Source organism: Promicromonospora panici (genome assembly GCF_900608595.1).
Lineage (GTDB): Bacteria > Actinomycetota > Actinomycetes > Actinomycetales > Cellulomonadaceae > Promicromonospora > Promicromonospora panici.
The window spans coordinates 47039-72984 of record NZ_UWYY01000027.1; the positions used below are offsets into that span (position 1 = coordinate 47039).

22 protein-coding genes and 1 tRNA gene are annotated in these 25946 nt (G+C 70.6%); 8 read left to right on the forward strand and 15 right to left on the reverse strand.

Translation table 11 applies throughout. The features are described 5' to 3' along the window. Nucleotides 1-8 precede the first annotated feature (8 nt). Together EW117_RS25590 and EW117_RS25595 are read left to right on the forward strand one after the other, a co-directional pair. Nucleotides 9-797, forward strand: coding sequence for a serine hydrolase (locus tag EW117_RS25590; RefSeq protein WP_129789558.1), 789 nt, complete (start codon nucleotides 9-11; stop codon nucleotides 795-797). 145 nt (nucleotides 798-942) lie between these two features. Beyond that, nucleotides 943-2580, forward strand: coding sequence for an AMP-binding protein (locus EW117_RS25595; RefSeq protein WP_129789559.1), 1638 nt, complete (start codon nucleotides 943-945; stop codon nucleotides 2578-2580). Nucleotides 2581-2600: 20 nt separating this feature from the next. Here EW117_RS25595 and kynA read toward each other — a convergent pair whose 3' ends face one another. From kynA to mfd, 5 genes are all read right to left on the reverse strand, one after another. After that, nucleotides 2601-3461 carry a tryptophan 2,3-dioxygenase gene (kynA, locus tag EW117_RS25600; protein WP_129789560.1) on the reverse strand — a complete coding sequence of 287 codons (861 nt, stop codon included), beginning with the start codon at nucleotides 3459-3461 and terminating at the stop codon, nucleotides 2601-2603. 16 nt (nucleotides 3462-3477) lie between these two features. After that, nucleotides 3478-4731 carry a type II toxin-antitoxin system HipA family toxin gene (locus EW117_RS25605; RefSeq protein ID WP_129789561.1) on the reverse strand — a complete coding sequence of 418 codons (1254 nt, stop codon included), beginning with the start codon at nucleotides 4729-4731 and terminating at the stop codon, nucleotides 3478-3480. A gap of 14 nt (nucleotides 4732-4745) precedes the next feature. Next, nucleotides 4746-5048: a helix-turn-helix transcriptional regulator gene (locus EW117_RS25610; RefSeq protein WP_129789562.1), complete on the reverse strand. Its 303-nt coding sequence runs from the start codon at nucleotides 5046-5048 to the stop codon at nucleotides 4746-4748. Nucleotides 5049-5219: 171 nt separating this feature from the next. Further along, entirely contained in the window at nucleotides 5220-6155 is a 936-nt protein-coding gene (locus EW117_RS25615) for an ABC transporter substrate-binding protein (RefSeq protein ID WP_165362866.1), read from the reverse strand. Between the two features lie 132 nt (nucleotides 6156-6287). Further along, a complete protein-coding gene (gene mfd / locus EW117_RS25620; RefSeq protein ID WP_129789564.1) occupies nucleotides 6288-9908 on the reverse strand; it encodes a transcription-repair coupling factor in 3621 nt (1206 codons plus the stop codon). A 157-nt stretch (nucleotides 9909-10065) separates the two neighbouring features. Between mfd and EW117_RS25625 the strand changes: the two genes are divergently transcribed. Further along, nucleotides 10066-11169 (forward strand): acyltransferase family protein, encoded by a 1104-nt coding sequence (locus EW117_RS25625; RefSeq protein ID WP_129789565.1) that lies wholly within the window; start codon nucleotides 10066-10068, stop codon nucleotides 11167-11169. 40 nt (nucleotides 11170-11209) lie between these two features. On the opposite strand, the gene EW117_RS25630 is transcribed toward EW117_RS25625, so the two are convergent. Both EW117_RS25630 and EW117_RS25635 read right to left on the reverse strand, forming a co-directional pair. Then, on the reverse strand, nucleotides 11210-12274 hold the full coding sequence (locus tag EW117_RS25630) for a DNA polymerase III subunit beta family protein (RefSeq protein ID WP_129789566.1): 1065 nt from the start codon (nucleotides 12272-12274) through the stop codon (nucleotides 11210-11212). Nucleotides 12275-12278: 4 nt separating this feature from the next. Continuing rightward, nucleotides 12279-13565 (reverse strand): MFS transporter, encoded by a 1287-nt coding sequence (locus EW117_RS25635; protein ID WP_129789567.1) that lies wholly within the window; start codon nucleotides 13563-13565, stop codon nucleotides 12279-12281. Between the two features lie 271 nt (nucleotides 13566-13836). Here EW117_RS25635 and EW117_RS25640 point away from each other — a divergent pair, with 271 nt between their 5' ends. Next, nucleotides 13837-15489 carry an amidohydrolase family protein gene (locus EW117_RS25640; RefSeq protein WP_129789568.1) on the forward strand — a complete coding sequence of 551 codons (1653 nt, stop codon included), beginning with the start codon at nucleotides 13837-13839 and terminating at the stop codon, nucleotides 15487-15489. A 102-nt stretch (nucleotides 15490-15591) separates the two neighbouring features. Here the strand turns inward: EW117_RS25640 and pth are convergent, their stop codons facing one another. The 6 genes from pth to EW117_RS25670 form a co-directional block, all read right to left on the reverse strand. After that, the gene (pth, locus tag EW117_RS25645; RefSeq protein ID WP_129789569.1) at nucleotides 15592-16200 is read right to left on the reverse strand and encodes an aminoacyl-tRNA hydrolase; all 609 of its coding nucleotides are present in this window, start codon (nucleotides 16198-16200) and stop codon (nucleotides 15592-15594) included. A gap of 110 nt (nucleotides 16201-16310) precedes the next feature. After that, nucleotides 16311-16916, reverse strand: coding sequence for a 50S ribosomal protein L25/general stress protein Ctc (locus EW117_RS25650; RefSeq protein WP_129789570.1), 606 nt, complete (start codon nucleotides 16914-16916; stop codon nucleotides 16311-16313). A gap of 221 nt (nucleotides 16917-17137) precedes the next feature. After that, complete coding sequence (locus EW117_RS25655; RefSeq protein ID WP_129789571.1) at nucleotides 17138-18343, reverse strand: glycosyltransferase; 1206 nt, start codon at nucleotides 18341-18343, stop codon at nucleotides 17138-17140. 89 nt (nucleotides 18344-18432) lie between these two features. Next, nucleotides 18433-19422: a ribose-phosphate diphosphokinase gene (locus tag EW117_RS25660; RefSeq protein WP_129789572.1), complete on the reverse strand. Its 990-nt coding sequence runs from the start codon at nucleotides 19420-19422 to the stop codon at nucleotides 18433-18435. Continuing rightward, nucleotides 19422-20999: a bifunctional UDP-N-acetylglucosamine diphosphorylase/glucosamine-1-phosphate N-acetyltransferase GlmU gene (gene glmU / locus EW117_RS25665; RefSeq protein ID WP_242504569.1), complete on the reverse strand. Its 1578-nt coding sequence runs from the start codon at nucleotides 20997-20999 to the stop codon at nucleotides 19422-19424. The genes EW117_RS25660 and glmU overlap by 1 nt, the downstream gene beginning before the upstream one ends. Nucleotides 21000-21093: 94 nt before the next feature. Beyond that, nucleotides 21094-21168 (reverse strand) — tRNA-Gln (locus EW117_RS25670). Nucleotides 21169-21389: 221 nt separating this feature from the next. Here EW117_RS25670 and EW117_RS25675 point away from each other — a divergent pair. After that, nucleotides 21390-21992 carry a TetR/AcrR family transcriptional regulator gene (locus tag EW117_RS25675; RefSeq protein ID WP_207212046.1) on the forward strand — a complete coding sequence of 201 codons (603 nt, stop codon included), beginning with the start codon at nucleotides 21390-21392 and terminating at the stop codon, nucleotides 21990-21992. Nucleotides 21993-22569: 577 nt separating this feature from the next. After that, entirely contained in the window at nucleotides 22570-23223 is a 654-nt protein-coding gene (locus EW117_RS25680; protein ID WP_207212047.1) for a class I SAM-dependent DNA methyltransferase, read from the forward strand. A 1-nt stretch (nucleotide 23224) separates the two neighbouring features. Here EW117_RS25680 and EW117_RS25685 read toward each other — a convergent pair whose 3' ends face one another. Beyond that, nucleotides 23225-24268 (reverse strand): maleylacetate reductase, encoded by a 1044-nt coding sequence (locus EW117_RS25685; RefSeq protein WP_242504566.1) that lies wholly within the window; start codon nucleotides 24266-24268, stop codon nucleotides 23225-23227. Between the two features lie 103 nt (nucleotides 24269-24371). On the opposite strand from EW117_RS25685, the gene EW117_RS25690 reads away from it, so the two are divergent. Together EW117_RS25690 and EW117_RS25695 are read left to right on the forward strand one after the other, a co-directional pair. Further along, nucleotides 24372-24875, forward strand: coding sequence for a MarR family winged helix-turn-helix transcriptional regulator (locus tag EW117_RS25690; RefSeq protein WP_129789576.1), 504 nt, complete (start codon nucleotides 24372-24374; stop codon nucleotides 24873-24875). A gap of 46 nt (nucleotides 24876-24921) precedes the next feature. Further along, the gene (locus EW117_RS25695; RefSeq protein ID WP_129789577.1) at nucleotides 24922-25464 is read left to right on the forward strand and encodes a DapH/DapD/GlmU-related protein; all 543 of its coding nucleotides are present in this window, start codon (nucleotides 24922-24924) and stop codon (nucleotides 25462-25464) included. A gap of 14 nt (nucleotides 25465-25478) precedes the next feature. Here the strand turns inward: EW117_RS25695 and EW117_RS25700 are convergent, their stop codons facing one another. Further along, nucleotides 25479-25907, reverse strand: coding sequence for a hypothetical protein (locus EW117_RS25700; RefSeq protein WP_129789578.1), 429 nt, complete (start codon nucleotides 25905-25907; stop codon nucleotides 25479-25481). Between the last annotated feature and the right edge of the window lie 39 nt (nucleotides 25908-25946).

Genomic DNA, 25946 nt, shown 5'->3' on the forward strand with positions numbered 1-25946 from the left:
GGGCGGACATGGTGGCGACAGGGACGCACAGCGACGGGGTGCCCGTGGTGGCCTACCGGATCGCCCGGGCCTCGGGCGAGGTGCTGGCGGCGCGCCAGGACGGCCTGGACTTCTACGCGGCCTCCACCGTGAAGCTCGCCGTCCTGGTCGCGGCGGCGCGCGAGCTCGACGCCGGAACGGCGAGCCTGGACGAGACCTGCGTCGCCACCCGGACCTTCACGTCACAGGTCGACGGCGCGGGCGAGTTCACGATCGAGCCCGACGACGTCGACACCGGCCTCCCGCCGGACGGCACCCCGATGCCGCTCGGCGACGTGATCGAGCGCATGATCGTTGTCTCCTCCAACGAGGCGACCAACATCGTGACCGAGCGCGTGGGCCTGCCGGCCGTGAACCTCGCCTTGGCCGACGCCGGGGCCACCAGCTCGGTCTTCGGCCGCAAGTACTCCGACCTGGCCGCCGAGCGGGCGGGCGCCTCGCACCGCACCACGGCGGCCGACCTGTGCCTGCTCATGTCGGCGGTGGTCGCGGGCAGGCTCGCGAGTCCGGAGCGGACGATGTGGATGTGCGCGCTGCTCGGGCGCCAGACCGACCGCCAGCTCACGGCCGCCGTGCCGCACGGCCTCCCGTACGGCTCCAAGTCCGGCTGGGTGGACGGCATCCGGCACGACGTCGCGTTCGTGGGCGAGCCGGGGCCGGACGCCCTGGTGATCGCGGTGTGCACGCGCGGCTACGACGAGCCGTCCGCCGAGGAGACCCTGAAGTCCCTGGGCACCCTGGCACTAACCCTCGCCTGACCCCTTTTGTTGTGGGCGCGATCGTTGCGCCTAGAACGGGCGGGTAGTCGCAACGATCACGCCCACAGCCAAACGGGGGTTGCCTCCGGCATTCGTTTCCTATTGAATGCGTCTGCAATAGTGGCGGGACTAGGGAGGCGACGCGGTGACCACCGATGCGACAGGGACACGAACCGACGGCCTCGTGCAGGTCGACCGCAAGGAGAATTTCCTCAACCAGGGCTTCCATCTCGTCAGGTCCGGCGTCCTCGCCCCCGGCCTCCGCGTCCATCGCGACGTCGGGGCGATCTGGCAGCTCCTCACGTGGGGCCCGTCCATCGCCGGCGGCTACCGCGCCAGCACGGTCCGCGCCCCGCACCAGGCCGCCGTCGCCGACGAGCGTGGCACCTCGACGTTCCGGGAGCTCGACGACCGCGCCAACCGCCTGGCCAATGCCCTCGCGGACCGGGGCGTCGGCGTCGGCACCGCCGTCGGCCTGATGTGCCGCAACCATGGCGGCCTCATCGAGGCCATGGTGGCGCTCGCCAAGCTCGGCGCGACCACCCTGCTGTTCAACTCGGGCCTCTCCCCCGCCCAGGTGTCGGCCGTAGTGTCCGAGCAGCGGCCGGCGGTCCTGCTCGCCGACCAGGAGTTCCTGGACCGGGAGCCCGACCTGCCCGCCGGCCTGCCGGTCTTCTCGACCTGGGCCGACGACGGCGCCTCCGGCCTCGCGGAACTCATCGAGTCGGGCAGCCCGGCCGCAACGCCGATCCCGGAGAGGCCCGGCCGGACGATCGTGATGACGTCGGGCACGACCAGCACCCCCAAGGGCGCCCGCCGCCCGCAGCCGCACGGCCTGAGCGAGGCCGCTTCGCTGCTGTCGGTCATCCCCCTGCGGACCGGTGACCGCATGATGATCACCACGCCGATCTTCCACACGTGGGGCCTGGCGGCCATGCAGCTCGGCATGGCCCTGCACGCCGAGCTGGTCCTGCAGCGCCGGTTCGACCCGGAGCAGACGCTGCGCACCATCGCGGAGCGGCGGGTGACCGCCCTGATCGCGGTTCCCGTGATGCTGCAGCGCATCCTCGACCTGCCGGCCGAGGTGAGAGCTCGCTACGACACGTCGTCGTTGCGCGTCGTCGCCTACTCCGGCTCGGCGATGCCCGCCGGCCGGATCACCCAGTTCCTCCACGAGTTCGGCCCCGTCCTCTACGGCCTGTACGGGTCCACCGAGGCCTCCTGGGCCGCCATCTCGACGCCGGCGGACCTCGCCGCGGAGCCGACGACGGCGGGCCGCCCGCCCCTGGGCACCCGCATCGGCATCCTGGACGACGACGGCCGCCCGGTCCCGCAGGGCGACGTCGGCCAGATCTGCGTCGGCAACGGGATGCTGTTCGAGGGATACACCAACGGCGCGGGCAAGCCGATGTTCGGCGGCCTGATGGCGACCGGCGACCGCGGCCGCCTCGACGCCGAGGGACGCCTCTACGTGATCGGCCGCTCCGACGACATGATCGTCTCCGGCGGCGAGAACGTGTTCCCCCGCCCCGTCGAGGACTCGATCACCGCCATGCCGGAGGTCGCCGACGTCGCGGTGTTCGGCGTGCCCGACAAGGAGTTCGGCGACCGGTTCGCCGCGTACGTGGTGCTGCACGACGGCGCGACGCTCACCGCCGAGACGTTGCTCGCCCGGCTCCGTGACGGCCTGCCGCGCTTCTCGCTCCCCCGCGACGTCCACTTCCTGGAGACGCTCCCCCGCAACCCGACAGGCAAGGTAGTCCGCCGCGACCTCCCGTCCTGACCGCCCGCCCCGTCGTGCGGTCACGCGCCGAGCGGGCCGTCGATCTCGGTACGCACCGAGATGAGCTCCGGGAAGAACGTCAGGTCGAGAGCACGCTTCAGGAAGCTGACCCCGCTTGATCCGCCCGTGCCCGTCTTGAAGCCGATGGTGCGCTGCACCGTACGCAGGTGCCGGAACCGCCACAGCTGGAACGCGTCCTCGATGTCGACCAGGTCCTCGCACGCCTCGTACAGCTCCCAGTAGTCGTGGGGGTCCTCGTAGATCGTCTTGAAGACGGCAGTTAGCTCCGGGTGCTCGGCCCAGGCCTGGGTGACGTCGCGGTCCAAGATCTCAGCCGGCACCTTGTGCCCGCGCCGCGCCAGCAGGCGCAGGAACGCGTCGTACACCGTGGGTTCGTCCAGCAGCTGCGCCAGCTGCGCGTGCACCTCGGGCTTGTCCCGGAAGACCTGCAGCATCCCGGCGTTCTTGTTGCCCAGCAGGAACTCCACGGCGCGGTACTGGTGCGACTGGAAGCCCGAGGACTGGCCCAGCGAGCCACGAAACTCCGCGTACTCGCTCGGGGTGAGGGTGGCCAGCACCGACCACTGCTCGGTGATGGTGCGCTGGATGTGCTTGACCCGGGCCAGGCCCTTCAGGGCGCGGGACAGGTCGTCGGCGTCGAGGTACTGCCGCACGGCCCGCAGCTCGTGCACCACGAGCTTGAGCCACAGCTCGGTGGTCTGGTGCTGGATGATGAACAGCAGCTCGTCGTGGTGCGGAGGATCGCTCATCGGGTGCTGCGCCGACAGGAGCTCGTCGAGCCCCAGGTAGGCGCCGTAGTCCATCTCGTCGCGGAAGTCCGTGCGGATGGAGGCCTCGATGGGCCGGGTGTTACCAGTCACCTATCGAGCGTAACCCTCAGGCCGCCTGGGCCTCGTCGCGGTTCGGGTTCTCGAAAGCCTCCGCCATCAGCGCGATCTCCTCGGCCGGGAGCGACATGTCGCGCGCGATGCGTGTCCAGCCGGACGTCGCCGTCGCCACCTCGGCGAGCACCCGCCGGGCGTCGTCCTGGCGCAGCCCGTAGGAGTCCGCGGTGGCCAGCAGCACCCGCACGTCCCGGTCGATGCGGGACCCGCCCGGGCGCAGCGGCGTCGACTCCGCGACGGCGAACGGGTTCGGGTTCACGTCGAACAGCGGCGACAGCGACCAGCCGTCATGGCGGCGCAGGAAGCCGTGGTTCTTCATGTGGTCGTCCACGTTGCGCACGAGCAGCGTGAACGCGACGCGGCGGAACAGGTCGTGCCCGTCAGTGGCCGGCCGGCCCGAGTGGTCGGCGAGCGTCTCCGCGAGGGTCCGGTAGTCGATGACCTCGAAGAACGCCTTCTGCGTCAGGCTGTCGGCGGACAGGAAGCCGATGCGGCCGCCGTCCGGACGCCGGTCGAAGCGGCGCGTTAGCAGGATGGAGCGCGCCGGCCCGATGCGGTGCAGCCGCGCCACCGGCACCTCGATGCCGGCGTCCGAGGCCAGCCGCAGCGTCAGGTACTCCCAGGCCTGCACGTCCCACCGGTCGCCGCTCTCGGGCAGCTTCGCCATCCACAGGTCGCCCTTGTCGTCCTTGACGGTCACCTTCGGCCGGGCCCCGCCCATGGAGGTTCCGGCCGCGACCAGGAGCCGCACGTCGTGGTCCGTCTCCCGGTGCTGCGCGACGGCGTCCGCGGCGTCCGTGAGCGACGGCAGCTCCACCAGGTCGGGTACCTCCGCGCGCGGCGGCCCCATGAACGTCTTGCCGTCATCGAGCGAGAAGCGCAGCGCGCCCAGGCGGGTCTCGTCCTGCACGCCGAGCAGGAAGTCGACCTCGGTGAGGGTCATGAACCCGCGGCCCTCCGCGCGAGCGGCGCGCCGCTCGGCGTTGAACAGGAGCGTGCGGCCCCACTGGTCGGGCTGGCAGTCGGCGAGGACGCCGAACAGGGGCCGGTCGCTGCCCGACGGGATGTTCCCCGGCGTCAGCGGCAGCTCCGGGCACAGGGCGTACGCGCGCGCGTCGCGGAGGTAAGCGGCGTCGTAGCGGAATGTGCAGCCCACCAGGGCGCCACCACGATTGAGGTGCATGTCGAGGTCACCGGCGCGGATCTGTCCGCCACCGGGCAGTTCGACCTCGACATGTATCGACAATGTGGCTCACTTCCTCAGCTGGAGACTCTTACCCGCTGCGGCAGGGCACGTTCCGCGTGAAACCTGCCCATCTCGGTGGTCAACGGGTCGCTCGCGCCGACGACGGCGTCCGCCACGCCGAGCACACGCAACACGGCAAACGTGTTCTCGAGGCTGACGGTTCCGGTGCCGGTCTCGATGGCTCGCAGCGTGGTGCGGGTGATGCCCGCGCGGTCGGCGACGAGCTGGGCCGTGAGGCCGTGGATCTTGCGCCAGGCGCGGACGTGTTCGCCGAGTGAGGCGAGGTCGCGCCGGGTCCGGAGGGACGTTCTGGCCATGACAAACTCCCTTCGGTTACCAGGCTAGCCGACGGGCGCCGTAATGGTCACTAGGGTGACCATTATTTGTTCGGGCTCTGGTGGCGCCGGGCGCGACGGACGTGCGGGTACAGCAGAACGGGCCGCCCCACGGTGTGGGACGACCCGTTCTGCGCGACGTTCAGCGGTACGTCACTGCGGATTCTGGTTGTTGACCGTGGCCGTCTTCAGCGCGCCGACCGAGAGGTCGTGCTTCTCGAGGATCTCGGCGTATGTGCCGTCGTCGATCAAGCTCTGCAGTGAAGCCTGGTAGGCCCGAACCATCTCGACGTCACCCTTGAGGAACCGGAAGCCCAGCGGCGTCGGGTTGATGACCTCGGTGTTCGCCACCTCGAAGACGTCACCCGAGCCGACCTGCTTCGCGTTGTAGGCACCCGTCGACCACTGGGTGAGCTCGGCGTCCGCCTTGCCCGCCTGGACCTGCGCCAGCGCATCGGCGTCGGTGCCGAACGGCATGATCGTGACCGGCTTGGCCTTGCATTCGTTCTCGTTGAGCGCGATCAGCGCCGACTGCTGCGACGTGTAGTCCTCCACCGCCGTGCCACCGAGAACGGCGACCTTGCGGCCGCACAGGTCCTTGAGCGTCTTGATCCCGTCGGGGTTGCCGGCCGGGACCATGATCGCGTCGCTGTCGTTGTAGTAGTCCACGAAGTCGGACTCGACCTGACGCTCGGCGGTGTCCGACATGGCGGCAGCAACGACGTCGACGTTGCTCGCATACAGCTCGTCGATCAGCGAGTCCCACGGCATGTCATGGAACGTGTACTTCAGACCCAGCCGGTCCGAGGCAGCGTCGAACAGGTCGATCTCGAACCCGACGATGCGTCCGGCCTCATTCGTGTACTCGAAGGGCGGGTAGCCCGATTCCGTACCGACCGTGATGCGCGTGGACTCGGCTCGCAGTTCGCCGGGCAGCAGAGCGCGCAGCTCGGCGTTCACCTCGACCTCCTGTCCGTCACCCTCCGCCGCTTGCGGCGATTCGAGCGAGCAGCCAGCCACCAGGGCTCCGAGAGCGGTTGCTGCCGCTACTGAGCCGATGACCGCACGCATGCGGTGTCCGAGAGCCATGCGGGGTCCTCCACACAAAAAAGACATGATGAGCGAGTTACGCGGGTGGAGCCTATACGGTCCTGGCAAGTTACTGTGAATTCGAGTTTCACCTACGCCCACCGTGAGGGACACAGCGGGGCGGACACTCGGTCAGGCGCTGGTGCCGACCTTAGCCGCAGCCCCCACATCCGCCAGAATCACGGCATCGATGAGGCCGCGCGCCCACTCCAGCACCTCGGTACCCCGCAGCGGCCGTCCGCCGATCCGGGCCGTGGTCGGGAACGGCACGAGCACCGCCCGGATCGCGGGCTTGAGGATCGTCCCGGGGTAGAGCCGCTTGAGCCGCAGCTGTGCCGACTCGGGCAGGTTCACTGGCGCGAACCGCACGTACTTGCCCTGCGCCGTGATGTCCGTGAGCCCCGCCTGGCGGGCGTGGTTGCGGAAGTCGGCGACGTCGAACAGGGCGTCCGCGACGTCGGGCAGCGTGCCGTAGCGGTCGGTGAGCTCCGCGCGCACCTCGGCGAGCGCCGCGGCGTCCTGGGCGGTGGCGATCTTCTTGTACGCCTCGAGCCGCAGCCGCTCGGTGGCGATGTAGGTCTCGGGCAGGTGGGCGTCGACGGGCAGCTCGATGGTGACCTCGGGGGCCTCCTCCTCGCGGTCGCCGCGGAAGGCGGAGACCGCCTCGCCCACCATGCGCACGTAGAGGTCGAACCCGACGCCGGCGATGTGGCCGGACTGCTCGCCGCCGAGCAGGTTGCCCGCGCCGCGGATCTCCAGGTCCTTCATGGCGATCTGCATGCCCGCGCCGAGGTCGGTGTGGGCGGCCATGGTGGCGAGCCGGTCGTGCGCCGTCTCGGTCAGCGGCTTCTCCGGCGGATAGAGGAAGTACGCGTACGCGCGCTCGCGCCCGCGGCCCACACGCCCGCGGAGCTGGTGCAGCTGGGACAGGCCCAGCATGTCGGAGCGCTCGAGGATCAGGGTGTTGGCGTTGGAGATGTCCAGGCCGGTCTCGATGATCGTGGTGCACACGAGCACGTCGAGCTCCTTCTCCCAGAAGGCGCGGATGACCTGGTCGAGCTGGTGCTCGCTCATCTTGCCGTGCGCGACGCCGATGCGGGCCTCGGGCACCAGCTCGTTCAGGCGGGAGGCGGTGCGCTGGATGGTCTCCACCTTGTTGTGCACGTAGAAGACCTGGCCCTCGCGCAGCAGCTCGCGTCGCAGGGCGGCTGCGATCTGCTTCTCCTCGAAGGCGCCCACGTAGGTGAGCACCGGGTGCCGCTCCTCCGGCGGCGTGGCCAGCGTGGACATCTCGCGGATGCCGGTCACTGCCATCTCGAGCGTGCGCGGGATCGGGGTGGCGGACATCGCCAGCACGTCCACGTTGGTGCGCAGCTGCTTGAGCGTCTCCTTGTGCTCGACGCCGAACCGCTGCTCCTCGTCGATGACCACGAGGCCCAGGTCCTTGAAGACGACCGAGCCGGTGATGAGGCGGTGCGTGCCGATGACGATGTCAACACTGCCGTCCTTGAGACCGGCCATCGTCTCCTCGGACTCCTTGGCGGACTGGAAGCGGCTCAGCGCCCGCACGTTGACGGGGAACCCGGTGTACCGCTCGGAGAACGTCTCGAAGTGCTGCTGCACCAGGAGCGTCGTGGGGACGAGGATCGCCACCTGCTTGCCGTCCTGCACCGCCTTGAACGCGGCCCGGATCGCGATCTCCGTCTTGCCGTAGCCGACGTCGCCGCAGACCAGGCGGTCCATCGGCACGGACTTCTCCATGTCGGCCTTGACCTCGTCGATCGTGGCGAGCTGGTCCGGCGTCTCGACATAGGCGAAGGCGTCCTCGAGCTCGCGCTGCCACGGGGTGTCGGGCCCGTAGGCATGGCCCTGGGTAGCCATCCGCGCGCTGTAGAGCCGGATCAGCTCGCTCGCGATCTCCTTGACGTGCTTGCGGGCCTTCGCCTTGGTGTTCTTCCAGTCGGCGCCGCCCATCTTGGACAGGGACGGCGACTCGCCGCCCGTGTACTTGGTGACCTGATCGAGCTGGTCGGTGGGCACGAACAGCCGGTCCCCCGGCTGGCCGCGCTTGCTGCTCGCGTACTCGATCACGAGGTACTCGCGCGTGGCCCGGTTGCCGCCGGTGCCCATGGTGCGCTGCGCCATCTCGACGAACCGGCCGACGCCGTGCTGCTCGTGCACCACGAAGTCGCCCGCCTTGAGCTGGAGCGGGTCCACGACGTTGCGGCGCCGGCTGGGCATCTTGCGCATGTCGCGCGTGCCCGAGCCGGCCCGTCCCGTGAGGTCCTGCTCGGAGAAGACCGCGAGCTTCAGGTCGGGTGCCACGAAGCCCTTGCCGGCACCGCCCGCGACCACGTGCACGACGCCGGGCTCCGGCTCGTCCTCGAGCGAGACCACCAGCCGGGCCGCGGTGCCCGCCGCTGAGAGCTGTTCCGTCATGCGCTTCGCGGGTCCGTGACCCTCTGTGGTGAGAACGAGCCGCCAGCTCGCGACCTGCAGCCCGTGGACGTCGTCGAGGGCGCGTGCGAGGTCGCCGCGGTACGACTCGACATCCCGCGCGCTGATCGTGAACACGTTCTCCCCGGACGTGCCAGACGCTGACGTCACTCCGGTGACCTGTGTGTCTGACACGTCGGCGAGCTCGGTGTCCTGCGTGAACGACGAGAGGGTCCACCAGCCGAGGCCGCGCCGGGCGGCGATCTCGCGCACCTCGGCGAAGGTCTCGAAGGAAGCGGCGGACAGGTCGATGGGCGCGGCGCCGCCGGCGACGGCGCCGGTCCAGGCCGCGGCGAGGAACTCCTCGGTCGTCGCCACGAGGTCGTGCGCGCGCCGGCGCACGCGCTCGGGCTCGTTGACCACGAGCAGCGCGTCGTCGGGCACGAGCTCCAGGACGGGAATCATGCGGTCCACCAGGACCGGCGCGAGCGACTCCATGCCTTCGACGGCGACGCCGGCGGCGAGCTTGTCGAGCATCTCGACCGCACCCGGCAGGCTCTCGACGAGCTCCGCCGCCCGCGCCCGAACGGCGTCGTCCAGCAGGATCTCGCGGCACGGCGGCGCCCAGACGCCGCGCTCCGCGAGCTCGAGGCTGCGCTGGTCGGCCACGGCGAACCAGCGGATCTCCGTGATCTCGTCGCCCCAGAACTCGCACCGCAACGGGTGGTCCTCCGTGGGCGGGAAGACGTCGAGGATGCCGCCGCGCACCGCGAACTCTCCGCGCCGCTCCACCATGTCGACGCGCGTGTACGCCGCGGCGGTGAGCCGCTCGGCGACGTCGGTCAGGTCTGCCGTGGCACCGATGTCGAGCTGGACCGGCTCCAGCTCCCCCAGGCCGTCGACGACGGGCTGCAACAGGGCGCGGACCGGCATCACCAGGATCCGGATCGCGCCCGCCTGCCCGTGACCCTCGGCAGGGTGGGCCAGCCGGCGGAACACCGCGAGGCGCTTGGCCACCGTGTCCGCGCGCGGGCTGAGCCGCTCGTGCGGCAGGGTCTCCCAGGCGGGGAGCACGGCGACGTCGTCGGCGCGGTCCTCCGGGAGGTAGCTGCGCAGGCTCGCGGCCAGGTCGTCGGCCTCGCGGCCCGTCGCGGCGACGACCACGAGCGGGCGCTGCCCGGCCGCGGCCGCCAGCAGGGGCGGGCGCACGCCGACCGGGCCCACCACGTCCGCGAAGCCACGGGCGCGCACGTGTTCCACCGCGGCGGAGGCCCCGGGATCGCTCAGGAGGGTAGGCAGAAGGCCGGTGAGGTTCATGGAGATCTGTCCTTCGATGGCGCACGACTACGGGCCCTTCACGGGCATGACCCGGGGTACGGGTCACGAGTGAGGGGCTGGACCCAGGCTACTCCCGGCCACCGACAGTGCTTGCTCGTCGCCTTTGTGTCACACCCGGCACGTACGATGACCGGCGATGTTCACCCCACCCGGAACCCCGCGGCACGCGGGCCGGTCGGAACCGGGGCGCGACGCCGCCGTCGGGCACCGCACCCCCGTCCGCCTCGCCTGGCCCGACACCGCCCGCGGCCTCGCCATCGGCCTCGTCGTGCTCTACCACGCGACCAACTGGACGTGGTCGACCGGGTACGAGGTGGGCGTCCTGCGCGAGATCAACGAGACGCTGCGCAGCCTGCGGATGCCCCTGTTCTTCGCGGTCGCGGGCATGTTCGCCGCGAAGTGGGTGGCGGCGTCGTGGTCCCGCCTCGCCCGCGGCAAGCTGCTCTACTTCGCCTGGGTCTTTGTCCTGTGGGAGCCGATCTCCCTGGTGGTCCGCCTGCTCACCGGCTACTACCAGGTGCCCGACGCCGACTGGGGGACCCTCGCGCACGAACTCGCCTGGTCGCCGCTGATACCCCGCTCCGAGCTGTGGTTCATCTGGACGCTCGCGGCGTTCTTCGTGATCGCGCGGGCCCTGCGCCGGGTTCCGGTCCCGGTTCAGCTGGTGCTGGCCGCCGGCGTGAGCGGGTGGGCACTGGCCGGCTGGGAGCCGGAGACCATTGCGTGGCGGGGTACCGCCCAGTTTGTGCTGTTCTTCCTGGCCGGGCTGCACCTGCGACCGCTGTTCGAGCGGTTCGCCGAGCGGGTCACCTGGCTCTGGGCGCTGGGCGCCGTCGCCGTCTGGCTCGGGATCCAGGTCACCGTGCGCGAGCTCGACCTCGCCGGCGTCCCCGGGTTCTACCTGCTGGCCAACATCGCGGGGGTCCCGGCGGGCGTGGCGGTGAGCGCCCTGGCCTCCCGGGCACCCGGCACGCGGTATCTGCCCAGGTCACTCGGGTTGCAGTGGCTCGGCGCACGGACGCTGCCGGTGTTCGTCACGCACACGTCCGTGGTGCTCGCGCTGCTCTCGGTGCTGTGGCGGAACGGCATCTGGATCCCCGCGCCGCAGTCGCAGTGGCTGCCGGTCGCGCTCTGGGTGGCGGCGATCGCCGTCGGGCTGGGGCTAGGTTCGCTGGCGCCGCGGATCGGGGCGCGCTGGCTGTTCGCCCCGCCGCGCCGCCTGACGGACTCGGGCGGCTGATACCCGAACTCCTAGCGGAACAAAGCGCATACAGATCGAGCTAGCTGTATGCGTTTTGTTCCAGCCGGAGCCGGACCGGCATGAGCAGGCTTCGGTCCTCCGGGCGGTCCTGGCGCGCCACCGCCAGAACCCGACGTGCCGCGTCGAGAGACAGCACTACGTCGTCCCCGCCCGTCGCCGCGAGCGCCTCCAGCAGGTAGGCGCGGTCGTACGCCACCGCGCCCGGCACGCTCGGTTGCACGACGTCGACGCCGCGGTCTCCCAGCAGCACCGCCACGACGTCGGGCCTGGCTCGGTCGACAGCCGGGTCCCGGTCCACAACCCGGCTGACCAGGTCTGATGCCGGAATGCGCACCTCTCGGGTCCAGGTTGCCCGCAGCAGCGTCCGGTAGTCCGGGTACTCAGCCGCGACCGGCTCGGCCACGACCGGCTCCGCCCCAGGAGCACTGAACGAGACCCGGTCGGCGCGCATCTCGACCGACAACCCGACGGCGCCGGGCGACCCGCCCTCCCTGTCGGGCAAGGACTCCAGGACCGACGGCGGCACGACCACCTGTATCGGCGGCCCGTCGAGGCGCTCCACCGGCATCGAGGCGACAGCGAGCCGGGCGCGGTCGCAGGCCACCAGCCGCAGCACGCCGGCGGAGCAGTCGAGCAGGATGCCGGTCAGCGCGGGCCAGGCTTGGTCGGATGCCACGGCGTAGCGGACCGCGGCGAGCGCTTGCGTAAGATCCGCGGCGGACACCTCGAAGCGAGTGACAGGCAGGTCGGCGAGGAGCTCGCGGGCGTCGGACAGTTGCTCCAGCGCGAGGGCGAACCGCGATTCGAGCGCGTGAAGGTGCCGGTCCAGCACGGTCAGCGCCTCGTCCGGCCGGTGGCGGCTCGCGAGCACCTCGGTGATGTCGGCCAGCGGCATCTCGACCTGGCGCAGCCGCGCGATCAGACTGGCCTGGCTCACTTGCTCGCTGGAGTACCAGCGGTAGCCGGTGACGGGGTCGCACCACGCAGGGCGGAGGACACCCGCGGCGTCGTAGAAGCGAAGTGCGCTCACCGGGAGCCCGCTTCTCCGCGCCACCGCGCCGATGCCGTGGAGGTGTTCGTGCATGGGTTCACTGTGCACCCTCGACCTGATCGAGGGTCAACCGCCGCAGGGCTGTCGCACCCCCGGCCGCACAAGCGAGCAGCCCCAGCGCGCAGACACCCCCGGCGACGGCTGGCGACGTCGCACTCGCGAGAGCGCCCAGCGCCGGGTTGGTGATCGTCAGGGCCAGGACCTGCACCAACCCCACCAGCGCCTGCACACGCGCGAGGTGCGTACGCGGGGCGGAGCCGAGCACCACCGGTGCGAGGTGGGCGGTGAACAGCCCACTGCCGACCCCTACGGCAAACCCCATGGCAGTCGCCGCCACGACGGTCGGCCATCCCGAGGCCGCGCCGACGGGGATCGAAGCCGCGGCCACCAGCCCAGCCTGCCCCAGTGCCGCGGCGACGAGCCCACCCGACGCCGCCACACCAGGCCTCCGCGAACCACCGCGCCGCGCGACGACCGCGGTGACCAGGACGATGCCCGCCCCCTGAGCCCCCATGACCATCCCCGCGGCCGACGCGTCCCATCCGGCGTGGCGCGCCAGGAGCGGAAGCACAAGAGACGTGGTCGGCAGGAGGAACGCGGCGGCTCCGCCGGTCAGCCCCAGCGCAGCTGGTAGGCCTGGCGTCCGGCGCACCACGCGCACGCCGTCGAGGGCCGCCCGCCACACCGGTACACCCGGGTCCGACGACGGCGTCGCGTACCGGGGCCGGACCAGCAGCAGGACGACAAGCACAACCAGGAACGTGCCTGCGTCTAGCAGCGCCACCGAGCCGAGGCCGCCGGCCGCCACCAGGATCCCGGCGAGCGGCGCGCCCAGCAGGAGGACCGCCTGGGCCGCACTCTGCCGCAGGGCCAGGGCCCGCGTGAGCTGCGCGTCGGCGACGAGGCGCCGTGGCATCGACCCCGCCGACGGCCGGTAGAACGCCGACACCACTCCGCGCAGCGCGCTCGCCGCGAGCAGGAGCCACAGTGGCGTACCCGCGTGCAGGACGGCGACCGCCAGCGCGAGCGACACCACGACCATCACGGCGTCGCCCGCGATCATCACGCGGCGCGCGCCGAACCGGTCTGCGACGGCCCCGCCGAGCAGGAGCAGCAGGACCGACGGCAGGCTCCCGGCCGCGAGCACCAGGCCGGCGGCGGAACCGCCGTGCTCGGCCGCCACCCAGCCGACCGCGAAGCCGAACACGACGTCGCCGAGCTGGGAGGCCGTGGTGGCGGCGAGCCACACCAGGTAGGACGCCGGGAGCGGCCCGCCCACGCCCGAGCGGTGCGGCCGGCGTCGGGCCACGTGCGATGAGGTCATGTCCGGGAGCCTGCGCGCTCGACCTGCGCGAGGGTCCAGCCACGTGTCAGACGTGTGGGTCACTCGGGTGACCTGTACGTGACAGGTTGAATCGGGCAAAGGGCTCTTGACCGATATCTACCCTCTGGGTGATCTTCCTGTTACTGTGTGGCACTCAGTAACGGCAACGACGCCGTCACGACCAGGCGGGTCCCCGGCCTCGCCCCGGCCAGCGGGAGGTCTCGTGCAACGCCTGCGACGCATCAGACAGACGGCAGTTCTCGTGACGGCCATGACCGCGGCCTCCCTCAGCGCGGCGGCGCTGGTACCGGCGTCGGCCACGAACGCGGACACCGGACCGCGACCCGCCGCCGTCACCACAGCGGCACTGGCCGAACCCACACTCCCCAGCCCGGAGTCCGAGGTCAACGTCACCGGCACGCCCTTCACCGGCACCCGGCCCGACGGGACCGTGTACGGCCTGATCGACGCGCACAGCCACCTGTTCATGCAGGACGGCATGGGGGGAGCGGCTCTCTGCGGCAAGGTCTTCTCGGAGGACGGGATCGAGACGGCGCTGCGCGACTGCCTGTCGCACGAGCCGCACGGCCTCGGTGCCCTGCTGGAGAACCTCACCCGCGACGGCTCCCCCATCGGCACGCACGACACGACTGGCTGGCCCACCTTCGCCGACTGGCCGGCCCACGACTCCCTCACGCATCAGCAGATGTACTACCGCTGGGTCGAGCGGGCCTGGCGCGGTGGGCAGCGCGTGCTCGTCAACGACCTCGTCACCAACGGGCTCCTGTGCAGCATCAACCCGGGCACGCACCAGAGCTGTGACGAGATGACGGCGATCCGCCGCCAGGCGCAGGACACCTACGACCTGCAGGCGTACGTCGACGCTCAGTACGGCGGACCGGGCCGCGGCTGGTTCCGCATAGTGACCAGCAGCGAGGAGGCTCGGCAGGTGATCGAGGAGGGCAAGCTCGCCGTCGTGCTCGGCGTCGAGACGTCGGAGCCGTTCGGCTGCAAGCAGACCCTCCGGATTCCCAACTGCTCCCGGGCCGACATCGACGCGGGCCTCGACGAGCTGTACGACCTCGGCGTCCGCTCGATGTACCTGTGCCACAAGTTCGACAACGCGCTGTGCGGCGTGCGGTTCGACGAAGGGTCCATGGGCACGATCATCAACGCCGGCCAGTTCCTCTCCACCGGCACGTGGTGGGACGCGCGCTCCTGCCCCGCGGACCAGCCGCACGACCACAATCCAGGCAACGGCGAGCTCCCGCCCGCACTGGAGGACGACCTCCCGCCTGTCCTGCCCCTCTACCCGCCGGGGACACTCTGCAACACGCACGGCCTGAGCGGGCTCGGTGCCTACGCCGTCCGCGGTCTGGTCGAGCGGAATATGATGGTCGAGATCGACCACATGAGCGCGAAGGCCGCCGACCAGACGCTCGACATCCTCGAGGAGACCGACTACCCCGGTGTCCTGTCGACGCACTCCTGGATGGACGAGCGCTACCTCGACCGCCTCTACGACCTCGGCGGGTTCGCCACGATCTACGGGCACGCCGCGCACGAGTTCGTCGAGGAATACAACCGCACCGCGCCCGTACGCGACAGGTACGGCGCGGGGATCGGGTTCGGTTTCGACATGAACGGGTTCGGCGGCACGCCGCCGCCCCGGGCGGACGTCGCAGCGAACTCCGTCACCTACCCGTTCCGGTCCTTCGACGGCGGCACGCTCCTCGACCGGCAGACCACCGGTCAGCGCACCTGGGACGTCAACGTCGACGGCGTCGCGCACTACGGCCTGGTGCCCGACTACGTCGAGGACCTGCGCCTCGTGGGCGGCCAGGACCTCATCGACGACCTGGCCCGCGGCCCGGAGAGCTACCTGACGACGTGGGCGGGAGCCGAGGCGGCCCCGCCGAGGTAGAACTGCAGCGAAGTAGAACCGCAGCGCGTGCTGCGGTTCTACCTCGCCAGAGTTCTACCTCGCTGCAGTTCTACCTCGCTGCAGTTCTACCTCGCTGCAGTTCTACCTCGGCGCGCTCGTGTGGAACTTGCCCTGGGCGGCCAGCAGGCCCTCGGTGACCAGCAGCTCGACGGCGTCCGCGGCGTCGTCCACCAGGATCGGGAGGTCCTTCTTCTCCGTGCCGGAGAAGTCCCTGAGCACGTGGTCAGCCGTGTCCATGCGGCCCGGCGGGCGGCCGACGCCGACCCGGACCCGGTAGTAGTCCTTGGTCCCGAGCGCCTTGGTGGTGTCGCGCAGCCCGTTGTGGCCACCCTCGCCGCCGCCGATCTTCAGCTTGATCGTGTCGAAGGGGATGTCCACCTCGTCGTGCACCATGACCACCTGGTCGGGGTCGACGTCGTAGTACTTGGCGAGCGCGCTGACCGGGCCGCCCGAGACGTTCATGTACGTGGTCGGCTTGGCCAGGATCACGCGTGGCCCGGGCGCACCGCCCGGCAGAACACCGAGCCGTCCCTCGGCGACGACAGCCTGCGCCCGCGGGTGCTTGGAGAAGCGAGCGCCGGTGCGCTCGGCGAGCAGGTCCAGCACCATCTGACCCACGTTGTGCCGGTTGCCGGCGTACTTCGGTCCGGGGTTGCCGAGCCCGACGACGAGCCAAGCCCGGTCACTCATATCGCGTTTCCCTTACACGTCGGGTGAGCGGTCGGCAGACCGTCAGGTGATCGGCAGCTGGAGCTACCGATCACCTGACGATCTGCCGACTACTCGGGGTACAGAGAGGGTCAGCTCTCCGAGGACGCCTCGGCGGGCGACTCGGCGGACGCTGCCGACTCCTCCTCCGGGCTGGCCTCGCCGCGCGGCTCGGTGACGAGCACGACGACGGCCTTGGGGTCGGTGAGCAGGGTCGAACCCTCCGGGAGCGTGACCTCGTCGGCGTGGATCTGCGAGCCGGACTCGAGGCCCTCGATGGAGACCTCGACGGACTCCGGCAGGTGCGTGGCCTCGGCCTCGACCGACAGCGTCTGCTCCTCGACGAGGTGGATGGTGCCGGGGGCCGACTCGCCCACGATGTTCACGGAGATGTCGACGGTGATCTTCTCGCCGGCGCGCACGACCTGCAGGTCGATGTGCTCGATGACGTTGCGGACCGGGTCGCGCTGGACGTCCTTGGCGACGGCCAGCTGACCCTTGCCGTCCACCTCGATGTTGAGCAGCACGTTGGTCTGACGCAGCGCCAGCATGGACTCGTGGCCCGGCAGCGTCACGTGCACGGGGTCGCCGCCGTGCCCGTACAGGACGGCGGGAATCTTGTTGTCACGGCGGATGCGGCGGGCCGCGCCCTTGCCGAACTCGGTACGGGCCTCGGCGGCGAGCTTGATCTCGGCCATGGGAATTCACTCCTGAAATGTCTGTGGGTGCAACTCGATGGGGCGGCTGCGTCGGCGCGGGACACGTGACGGGCGCGGAGCGGGCACGTGGGACGGAGTGCTGGAGGGAACTCCACCCAGGGGCCGCCGACGGCCGCCCAGTCGATCACGGACGCCGGCCGAGTGCTTGCGGGATCGAGTCCCGCCGCGGCCGTCAAGCGTCCCTCGCCGAGGCAACCTGACTACTGTACCCGCTCGTCGGCCCGGTCCGCACCGACGGGCGGTGTGACGCCGATCGTCGGCTGCGTACGGCGCGGCTTGTAGACCACCTGGACATGAAAGACGAACCGCAGCAGGAACGCCACGACGAGCGTGATGGCCTGCACGAGCACCGGCCACATGCCCGTGAACTCGACCAGCCACCACAGCACGGGCAGGCGGATCGTCGCCTCGGTGCCGTTGAACGCGAACGAGTGCGCGAACCTGGACCAGACGCCGCGGCCCTCGTTCCGCAGGTCGCGGAACACGAACCGCTCCTGCAGCCCGAAGTTGATGAGGATCGTCACGACGGCGGAGATCACCGCGCCCACCACGTAGTGCACGTGCAGCCCGGTCAGCGCCCACAGGATGAGGATGTTGAGCACGGCGCCGAAGCCGCCGATGATCGCGAATCGCGACATCCGCCCGAACCGCAGGGCCGCGAGCTGTTCCAGGTAGCGGAGCCCGGTCTTGAAGGTGGCCTTGGAGTGCCCGGCGTACCGCTCGCCGAACACGAACGGCTCCTCCCCCACGGCCAGCGTGTTGCGGGCGAGCAGCTCGAGCAGGATCTTGAAGCCGCGCGGGTGCAGCGCGTCCAGGTCCAGCCGGTCGACCCGGGTGGCGAAGAACCCGGTGAGCGGGTCCGTCACGTTGCGCAGGCGCACCGGGAACATCGATCGGGCCAGGAGCGCCGAGGCGATCGAGACGCCGTGCCGCCACCAGCCGTCGAGGCCGCCGGCGTCGCCGTCGCCGGTGTACCGGGAGGCGACCACGATGTCGAGGCCGGACTCCCGGCCACGCGTGACCAGCGCGGGCACGAGCTCCGGCGGGTGCTGCAGGTCGCCGTCCATGACGACCGCCCACTCGGTGGTCACGGTGCGCAGCCCGGCCACGACGGCGCCGCTGAGACCACCCTCGGGCTTCTCCCGGTGCAGCAGCCGCACTGGGACGGGCGCGGTGGCGGCCACCTCGCGAATCAGCTCCGGGGTGTCGTCGGTCGAGTCGTCGACGAAGAGGATCTCGGCCAGGCCGGGCGCCCCCACCGGCGCGGGGCCGCCCTCGGGTCCGGTCGGGACGCCGGGGGCGCGACCATCGTCGGGCAGCACCCCGAACGCGGCACACAGCCGCTCGGTGAGCGCCCGGACGTTGGGCCCCTCGTTGAACGTCGGGACCACGACGGTGACGGTCACTGACCCTCCCAAATCGATGTCAAGACACGGTCCTCCGTTGACCGGGTCTGAGTCAAGTGCCGTGTGCTACGCCGCAGACCAGCCGGGGATCAGGAGTTGCCGTCGAAGAGCGAGGTTACCGAACCGTCGGAGTGGACCTCGTTGATCGCCGAGGCGAGCAACGGCGCGATGGAGAGCACCTTGAGATTGGGGAACCGGCGGCCGTCCTCGATCGGGAGGGTATCGGTCACGACCACCTCGCGGGCCCCGCACTCGGTGAGCCGCTTCTGCGCCGGCCCGGACAGCACGCCGTGCGTCGCGGCGACCGTCACGGACTTGGCGCCGGCCGCCATGATGACCTTGACGGCCTCGGCGATGGTGCCGCCGGTGTCGATGAGGTCGTCCACGAGCACGCAGTCCCGCCCCTCGACGTCGCCCACCACACGGTTGGCGACGGACTGGTTGGGCCGCGTGACGTCGCGGGTCTTGTGCACGAAAGCCAGCGGGCCACCGCCCAGCTTGGACGCCCAGATCTCGGCGACGCGGATCCGGCCGGCGTCGGGCGAGACGACCGTGACGTTGTCGACGTCCACGCGGGTGCGCACGTAGTCGACGAGGATCGGCATCGCCCACAGGTGGTCCACCGGGCCGTCGAAGAAGCCCTGGATCTGCGCGGTGTGCAGGTCCACGCTCATCAGGCGGTCCGCGCCCGCCGTCTTGAACAGGTCGGCGATGAGGCGGGCCGAGATCGGCTCCCGGCCACGGCTCTTCTTGTCCTGGCGCGCGTAGCCGAAGAACGGCGCGACGACGGTCACGGAGTGCGCCGAGGCCCGCTTGGCGGCGTCGACCATGAGCAGCTGCTCCATGATCCACTGGTTGACCGGCATCGTGTGCGACTGCAGCAGGAACAGGTCCATGCCACGCACGGACTCACTGAAGCGCACGTAGGTCTCGCTGTTCGCGAAGTCGTACGCGGACACGCCGAGAAGGTCGATGCCCAGCTCCTTCGCGACGTTCTTCGCCAGCTCGGGGTGTGCCCGCCCGGCCGCGAGGACGAGCGGATGGCGGTTCGGGCCGGGAGCGGGGGCGGTGCTGGACATCAGTGGGACTTTCCTTCCTTGTCGGCCCCGGGGACAGGGGCCTGGTCGGCCGGCTCGGCCTGAGCGGCCGCGGCCTGCGGGGCCACGGGGGCCCCGGCGGCATTCTGCTCGGCGAGCTGCCGCTGCGCCTGGTCGCCGAGGCCGGAACCACCGTTGGCCTGCGCGGCGGCGTCGGCAGCGGCCGTTCCCGGCCGACGGCGGGCCACCCAGCCCTCGATGTTCCGCTGCTGCCCGGCCGTGACGCCGAGCGCGCCGGCCGGCACGTCGCGGCGGATCACGGACCCGGCGGCGGTGTACGCGCCGTCGCCCACCGTGACGGGGGCGACGAACATGTTGTCGGCACCCGTGCGGGCGTGCGAGCCGATCACCGTGCGGTGCTTGTGCACACCGTCGTAGTTCACGGTCACCGACGCGGCGCCGACGTTGGTGTGCTCACCGATCGTGGCGTCACCCACGTACGAGAGGTGCGGCACCTTGCTGCCCTCACCGATCTCGGCGTTCTTGGTCTCGACGAACGTGCCGATCTTGCCCTTGCGGCCCAGGCTGGTGCCGGGGCGCAGGTATGCGAACGGTCCGACCGTCGCACCCTCGCCGATGACGGCGAGCGAACCGTGCGTGCGGATCACCGTGGCGCCCACCCCCACCTCGACGTCGGCCAGCGTGGTGTCTGGGCCGATCGTGGCGCCGGTCGCGACCACGGTCGCGCCCTTGAGCTGCGTGTTCGGCAGGAGCGTGACGTCCGGAGCGAGCTCGACGTCGACGTCGATCCACGTGGTGGCCGGATCCTGCACGGTGACGCCCGCGCGCTGCCACTCCTCGACGATGCGGCGGTTCATCTCGCGCGCGAGGACGGAGAGGGCCACCCGGTCGTTGACACCCTCGACCAGCATCGGGTCGTCGGCGAGCAGCGCCCGCACGTGCAGGCCCTCGGCGCGCGCGAACGCGACGACGTCGGTCAGGTAGACCTCGCCCTGCGCGTTCTTGCTGTTCAGGCCGCCCAGGCCGCGGCGCAGCGTGGCGGCGTCGAACACGTAGACCGAGGAGTTGATCTCACGGATCTCGAGCTGGTCCGCGCTCGCGTCCTTGTGCTCGACGATCTCGAGCACGTCGCCCGTGTCCTTCTCGCGGATGATCCGGCCGTAGCCGGTGGCGTCGGTGACCTCGGTGGTGAGGATCGTGACGGCGTTGCCGTCGGCGTGGTGCGCCGCCAGGAGCTGGCCGAGCGTGGCTCCGTCGAGCAGCGGGACGTCGCCGGCCACCACGACGACCGGCCCGTCGACGCCGTCGCCCACGACCTCACCGTCCGCGATCCCGGCGGCGGCGGCGGCAGCCTGCGCCTTGGAGTCGAGCGCTGCCAGGGCGCACTGGACCGCGCGGCCCGTGCCCGGGATGTCGTCCTGGTCCACGAGGACCGCGCCGGAGTCGAGCTGTGCGACGGCCTCGGCGACCAGCTCGCGCTCGTGCCGCACGACCACGGCCACCTGCACCGGCTCCAGCTCACGAGCGGCCGCCAGCGCGTGCCCGACCATCGGCTTGCCGCCGAGCGGATGCAAGACCTTCGGCAACGCGGACTTCATGCGGGTGCCCTGGCCGGCGGCAAGAACGATGACTGCTGCCGGCTGAGGTGTCTCGGTCACGAGTGCTCCGATCGGTGGGTTCGTCAGATCCGGATGGCTCCGCCCCCAGGATTCGAACCTGGACTAAAGGCACCAAAAACCTCTGTGCTGCCGATTACACCAAGGCGGACCGGGCGCGCGGGGTCCCGTCATGACCCGAAGCGGGCGTGTGCCACCGTCGCACGTCCGTGAACAGTCTGCCAGGTCCTCGGGCATGCCCTTGCCCGTAGCGGCCGAGTCGTCAGCCACACCCGCTCATTCCGGCAGCCTGCTCCCGGACATGTCGGGAACGGCCATTCAGGCACAATGAACCCCATGGCCGCCGACAACCGACGTACCCACCGACCTCGCATGACGGCCAGTCAGCGTCGTGAGCAGCTGCTCGCCGTCAGCCGCGGACTGTTCGCAGGGAAAGGCTTCGAGGGCACGAGCGTGGAGGAGATCGCGGCACGCGCCGAGGTCTCCAAGCCCGTCGTGTACGAGCACTTCGGCGGCAAGGAGGGCATCTACGCAGTGGTGGTCGACCGCGAGGTGCAGGCGCTCACCACGGCCCTGACCGGCGCGCTCGGCTCCGGCGGACACCCCAAGGTCCTGCTGGAGCGCACCGCGCTCGCCCTGCTGGACTACATCGAATCGTCCGAGGACGGATTCCGGATCCTCGTCCGCGACTCCCCCGTCGCGCAGGCGACCGGGACGTTCTCGAGCCTGATCGGCGACGTCGCCACCCAGGTCGAGGCGATCCTCGAGCCCCAGTTCAGGTCGAACGGGCTCGAGAGCAAGGCCGCACCCCTCTACGCGCAGATGCTGGTCGGCATGATCGCGCTCACCGGCCAGTACTGGCTGGACGCACGCAGCCCCAAGAAGACCGAGGTGGCGGCCCACCTGGTCAACCTGGCGTGGAACGGCCTGCACAACATGGAAAAGAAGCCGGTGCTGACCAAGCTGTCGCGCTGAGTCCGTCATGCTGGGCCCCTCGCACTGAACCCGTCACGGCGGGTTATGGATCCACGCCACTGACGGCGCGTCAATATGGCCGGCGAAATGCCGGTCACTGGTGGAATGTCCGAAGCCGCGTGCCATTCCTGCGTAGAAGCAACAATGTGTGCGCGCAACGCAAAAGAACGAACACCCCCTGCGCGCTGCGCAGAGGGTGTTCGTTTAGCTGGGGATGTTTCAAACGCCGCCTCGCTGCTAAACGAGCGGCGTATTACCTGCTCAGAGACCCAGGAGGGCGCGGATCTGCGCCAGGGTGATGCCAAGAGAGTCGAGCAGGGTGGCGACGATGTCAACGACGGTCATGGTGCTATTCCTTCCGGAAAACGGGAATCACAGGATGATCACCTGCGAGCGGAACAGTGTTCGCGTTCCACACATTAAGCACACGACACGGACTCTGCAACGGGAATTGGATATTCCTCTTTAATGCGCGCCCAGTTTCACCCTGTGATAGTGGGGCAGAAATCGAGCAACGCAGCGCCATAAACCGGGCATATTCTTGAGCGCCCGTCAGTTGCGGTCTACGCTCCCTCGTGTGACGACCTCCACCCACCTTGCGACCGTCCGCGCGGACTACGACGAAATGGCTGACGCCTACACGGCGTTCATCGGCGAGGCGTTCGCCGGCGAGCCGCTGAACCACGTCATGGTCCAGGCCTTCGCCGACCTGGTCGGACAGGCGGGCGGCGGGCCGGTGGCCGACGTCGGCTGCGGACCGGGGCACGTGACGGCGTATCTCCGGGAGAGGGGCGTCGACGCTTTCGGCGTCGACCTCTCTCCCCAGCTCGTGGCAGCGGCCCGGGCGGCCAACCCGGGCATCCGGTTCGACGTCGGCGACATGGGCGCGCTCAGCGTGTCGCCGGGCAGCCTCGCCGGAGTGGTGGCGAACTACTCACTCATTCACACGCCGCCGGACGTGCTGCCCACGACGCTCGCCGAGCTGAGCCGCGTACTAGCCCCCGGCGGCTACATCCTGACTGCGTTCCAGGCACTGGACGGCAACGACGCGACGGCCGAGCCCTTCGACCACAAGGTGTCGCCCGCCTGGCGATACTCGCCCGACCACGTCATCGACCTGCTCGGGCAGACCGGCCTCCAGGAGGTCGCCCGCCTGGTGATCGCTCCGGCCGAAGACCCGGTGCGCGGCTTCCCGCAGGCACACCTTCTGGCTCGCAAGACTCGCGACTGACTCACCAGGCCGCGAGCAGCAGCTCCTCTACGGCGTCGGCGGTCACGGGCCGCGGGTTCGGGTAGGGATCGGCCGCGACCCGCTCGGCTACCTCGCGCAGGGCGGTGCGGGGCACGCCGAGTGCGCCGAGCGTCGTCGGCCCTTCGTGCTGCGCCGCGAGGGAGGCGACGGCGAGCGTCGGGTCGCCGTTCGCGACGCGCGCCAGGCGCGCCGCGGCGTCGGGCGCCGCGACCAGGTTGAATCGCATGACGTGCGCGAGGAGCAGGGCGTGCAGCTCCGCGTGCGGCAGCCCGAAGGTTCCGCCGAGCACGTGCGCGAGCTGGTGGTGCAGGCCCATCTGCGCCTGTGCGAGGCACGCACCCGCCAGCCACGCGGCCTCCTGCAGCCGCGCGCGGGCGACGACGTCGGACGGGCGGTCCAGCACGACCGGCAGCGCCGTGAGGATGCCGTCGGCAGACTCGACGCCGTACGCCCGCGTCGCCGCGCTCGCGCCGGAGTCCCACAGCGCCTCGACGGCGTGCGCCAGTGCGTTGAGGGCCGAGGTCAGCGTCAGGCCGCGGGGCATGGACAGCGTGAGCTCCGGGTCGTAGACGACCGTGCCCGGCGCGAAGGCCGGGTCGCGCCGCGTCGTCTTGACGCCGTCCTCGGTCTCCCCGAGCACCGGCGTCGCCTCGGAGCCGGCATAGGTGGTGGGCACCGCCACCTGCGGCATGCCGGTCCGGATCGCGAGCGCCTTCGACAGCCCGATCGCCGAGCCGCCGCCGATCGCCACTATGGCGTCCGCCCGGACCTGGCCGGCCAGGGCGAGCGCCTCGGCCGTCACCTCGACCGGCGTGTGCTGGACCGGCCGGCCGAAGGTCGCGGCATACCGTTCCCCCAGGGCTGTGGCCAGGTCCTCGGCGACACCGGCCGACGACGGCGCGGCCACCACCAGCACCCGCTGCGACCCTAGCCGCTCTACCTCGTCCGGCACGAGGACCCGTGCGCCCGCGCCCTGCAGCACTCGTCCGGCATACACCTGGTGCACCCTGATATCAGTTCCCACGAGGCCTGAGCCTACGGTCGCCACGGCCACTCCGACCACGGGTTACGTCGAGCCCACCCGCTATCGAGATTCTTGACGTCGAGACATCCGGTAGCCTCTCGCCATGGAGCACACAGGTCCCGCCGACGAGGTAGACCGCATCGTCGCCGCGTGGCGACACGTGCGCCCGGACCTCGAGCTCGAACCCCTCACGGTGTTCAGCCGCGTGTCCCGCCTGGCCCGGCACCTCGATCTCGCGCGCCGCACCGCTTTCGCCCGGCACAGCCTCGAGACCTGGGAGTTCGACGTGCTCTCCGCGCTCCGGCGCGCGGGCGAGCCGTACCGCCTGTCGCCCGGGACGCTCGTCACGCAGACGCTGGTCACCAGCGGCACCATGACGAACCGGATCGACCGACTGGAGTCGCGCGGGTTCGTGCAGCGGCACCGCTCCCCCGACGACCGCCGCGGGGTCCTGGTCCAGCTCACCGAGGAGGGCCTGGCACGGGTCGACGCCGCGATGAGCGACCTGCTCGACATCGAGGCCAAGGTGCTCACGGCCCTGTCCCCCACGGAGCGGCCGCAGCTCGCGGCGCTGCTGCGCACGGTGACCGCCCAGTTCGACGAGTAGCTCGGGCGGACAGCTCCGGCGAGCGCCGATGTAGCAGGATCGTCGCATGCCCCACGATCACCTCATGCGCATCCACAGCCCGGAGTTCCAGGCCATGGCGGAACGGGTCCTGCGTGCCACCGAGCTCACATCCCGCCTGAACGTCCTGCCGTTCGAGGACGAGACCGCCAAGGCTGAGCTGTTCGAGCAGCTCCTCGGCAAGCCGCTGCCGGAGCGAGTCACGATCTACCCGCCGTTCTACACGGACCACGGCCTCAACCTGGACCTCGCGGAGCGGGTGTTCATCAACCAGAACTGCACGTTCCTGGACTACGCCGGCATCCGGATCGCCGAGCGCGTCATGATCGGGCCCAGGGTCACGTTCATCACCATGAGCCACCCGGTCGATCCGGGGGCACGCCGCGAGTGGCTGAGCGGCGGACCCATCGACGTGGCCGAGAACGCGTGGATCGGCGCGGGCGCCACGATCCTGCCCGGCGTCAGCATCGGCCGGGACGCCGTGGTCGCGGCCGGCGCCGTCGTGGCCGACGACGTCCCGCCTGCGAGCCTGGTGACCGGCGGCAAGGCAACCCTGCACCGGCAGTGGTGAGAGGCTGACCGGGCTCAGTGGCTCCGGCTGACCATGACCTTCTCACGGCCGAGCTGGTCGGGCAGGAAGAACAGGTCGTCGGCGTCGGCGACGTACAGCGGCAGCTCGCCCAGCTTCGCCGGCACGCCGTCGGCGTCGGTGACGGTCAGCTCGACATGGTCGGCCGAGCTCTTCGAGTCGTACTTCCAGGTGCCCTCGATCTCGGCGGGCACCTCGTCGATCCCGCCCTCGGCCACGTTCTCCAGCACCTCGTCCGGGACCCCGACCGCCGTGAACGTCCGGTCCTCGCCGAGCGCGACGATCGTCGCGGCGCCGTCACCCACGTAGGAACCCACGAACTCGGGCTCGGTGTAGTCGAGCTTTCCGATATCGAAACCGCACCCCGACAGCATGAGTACGCCGACGAGTGCTCCCACGCCTCGGAAGACCTGCCGCTGGTTCATTCGACACCTCAGTTGTTCCGGACCGGCTGACCGGTCGCC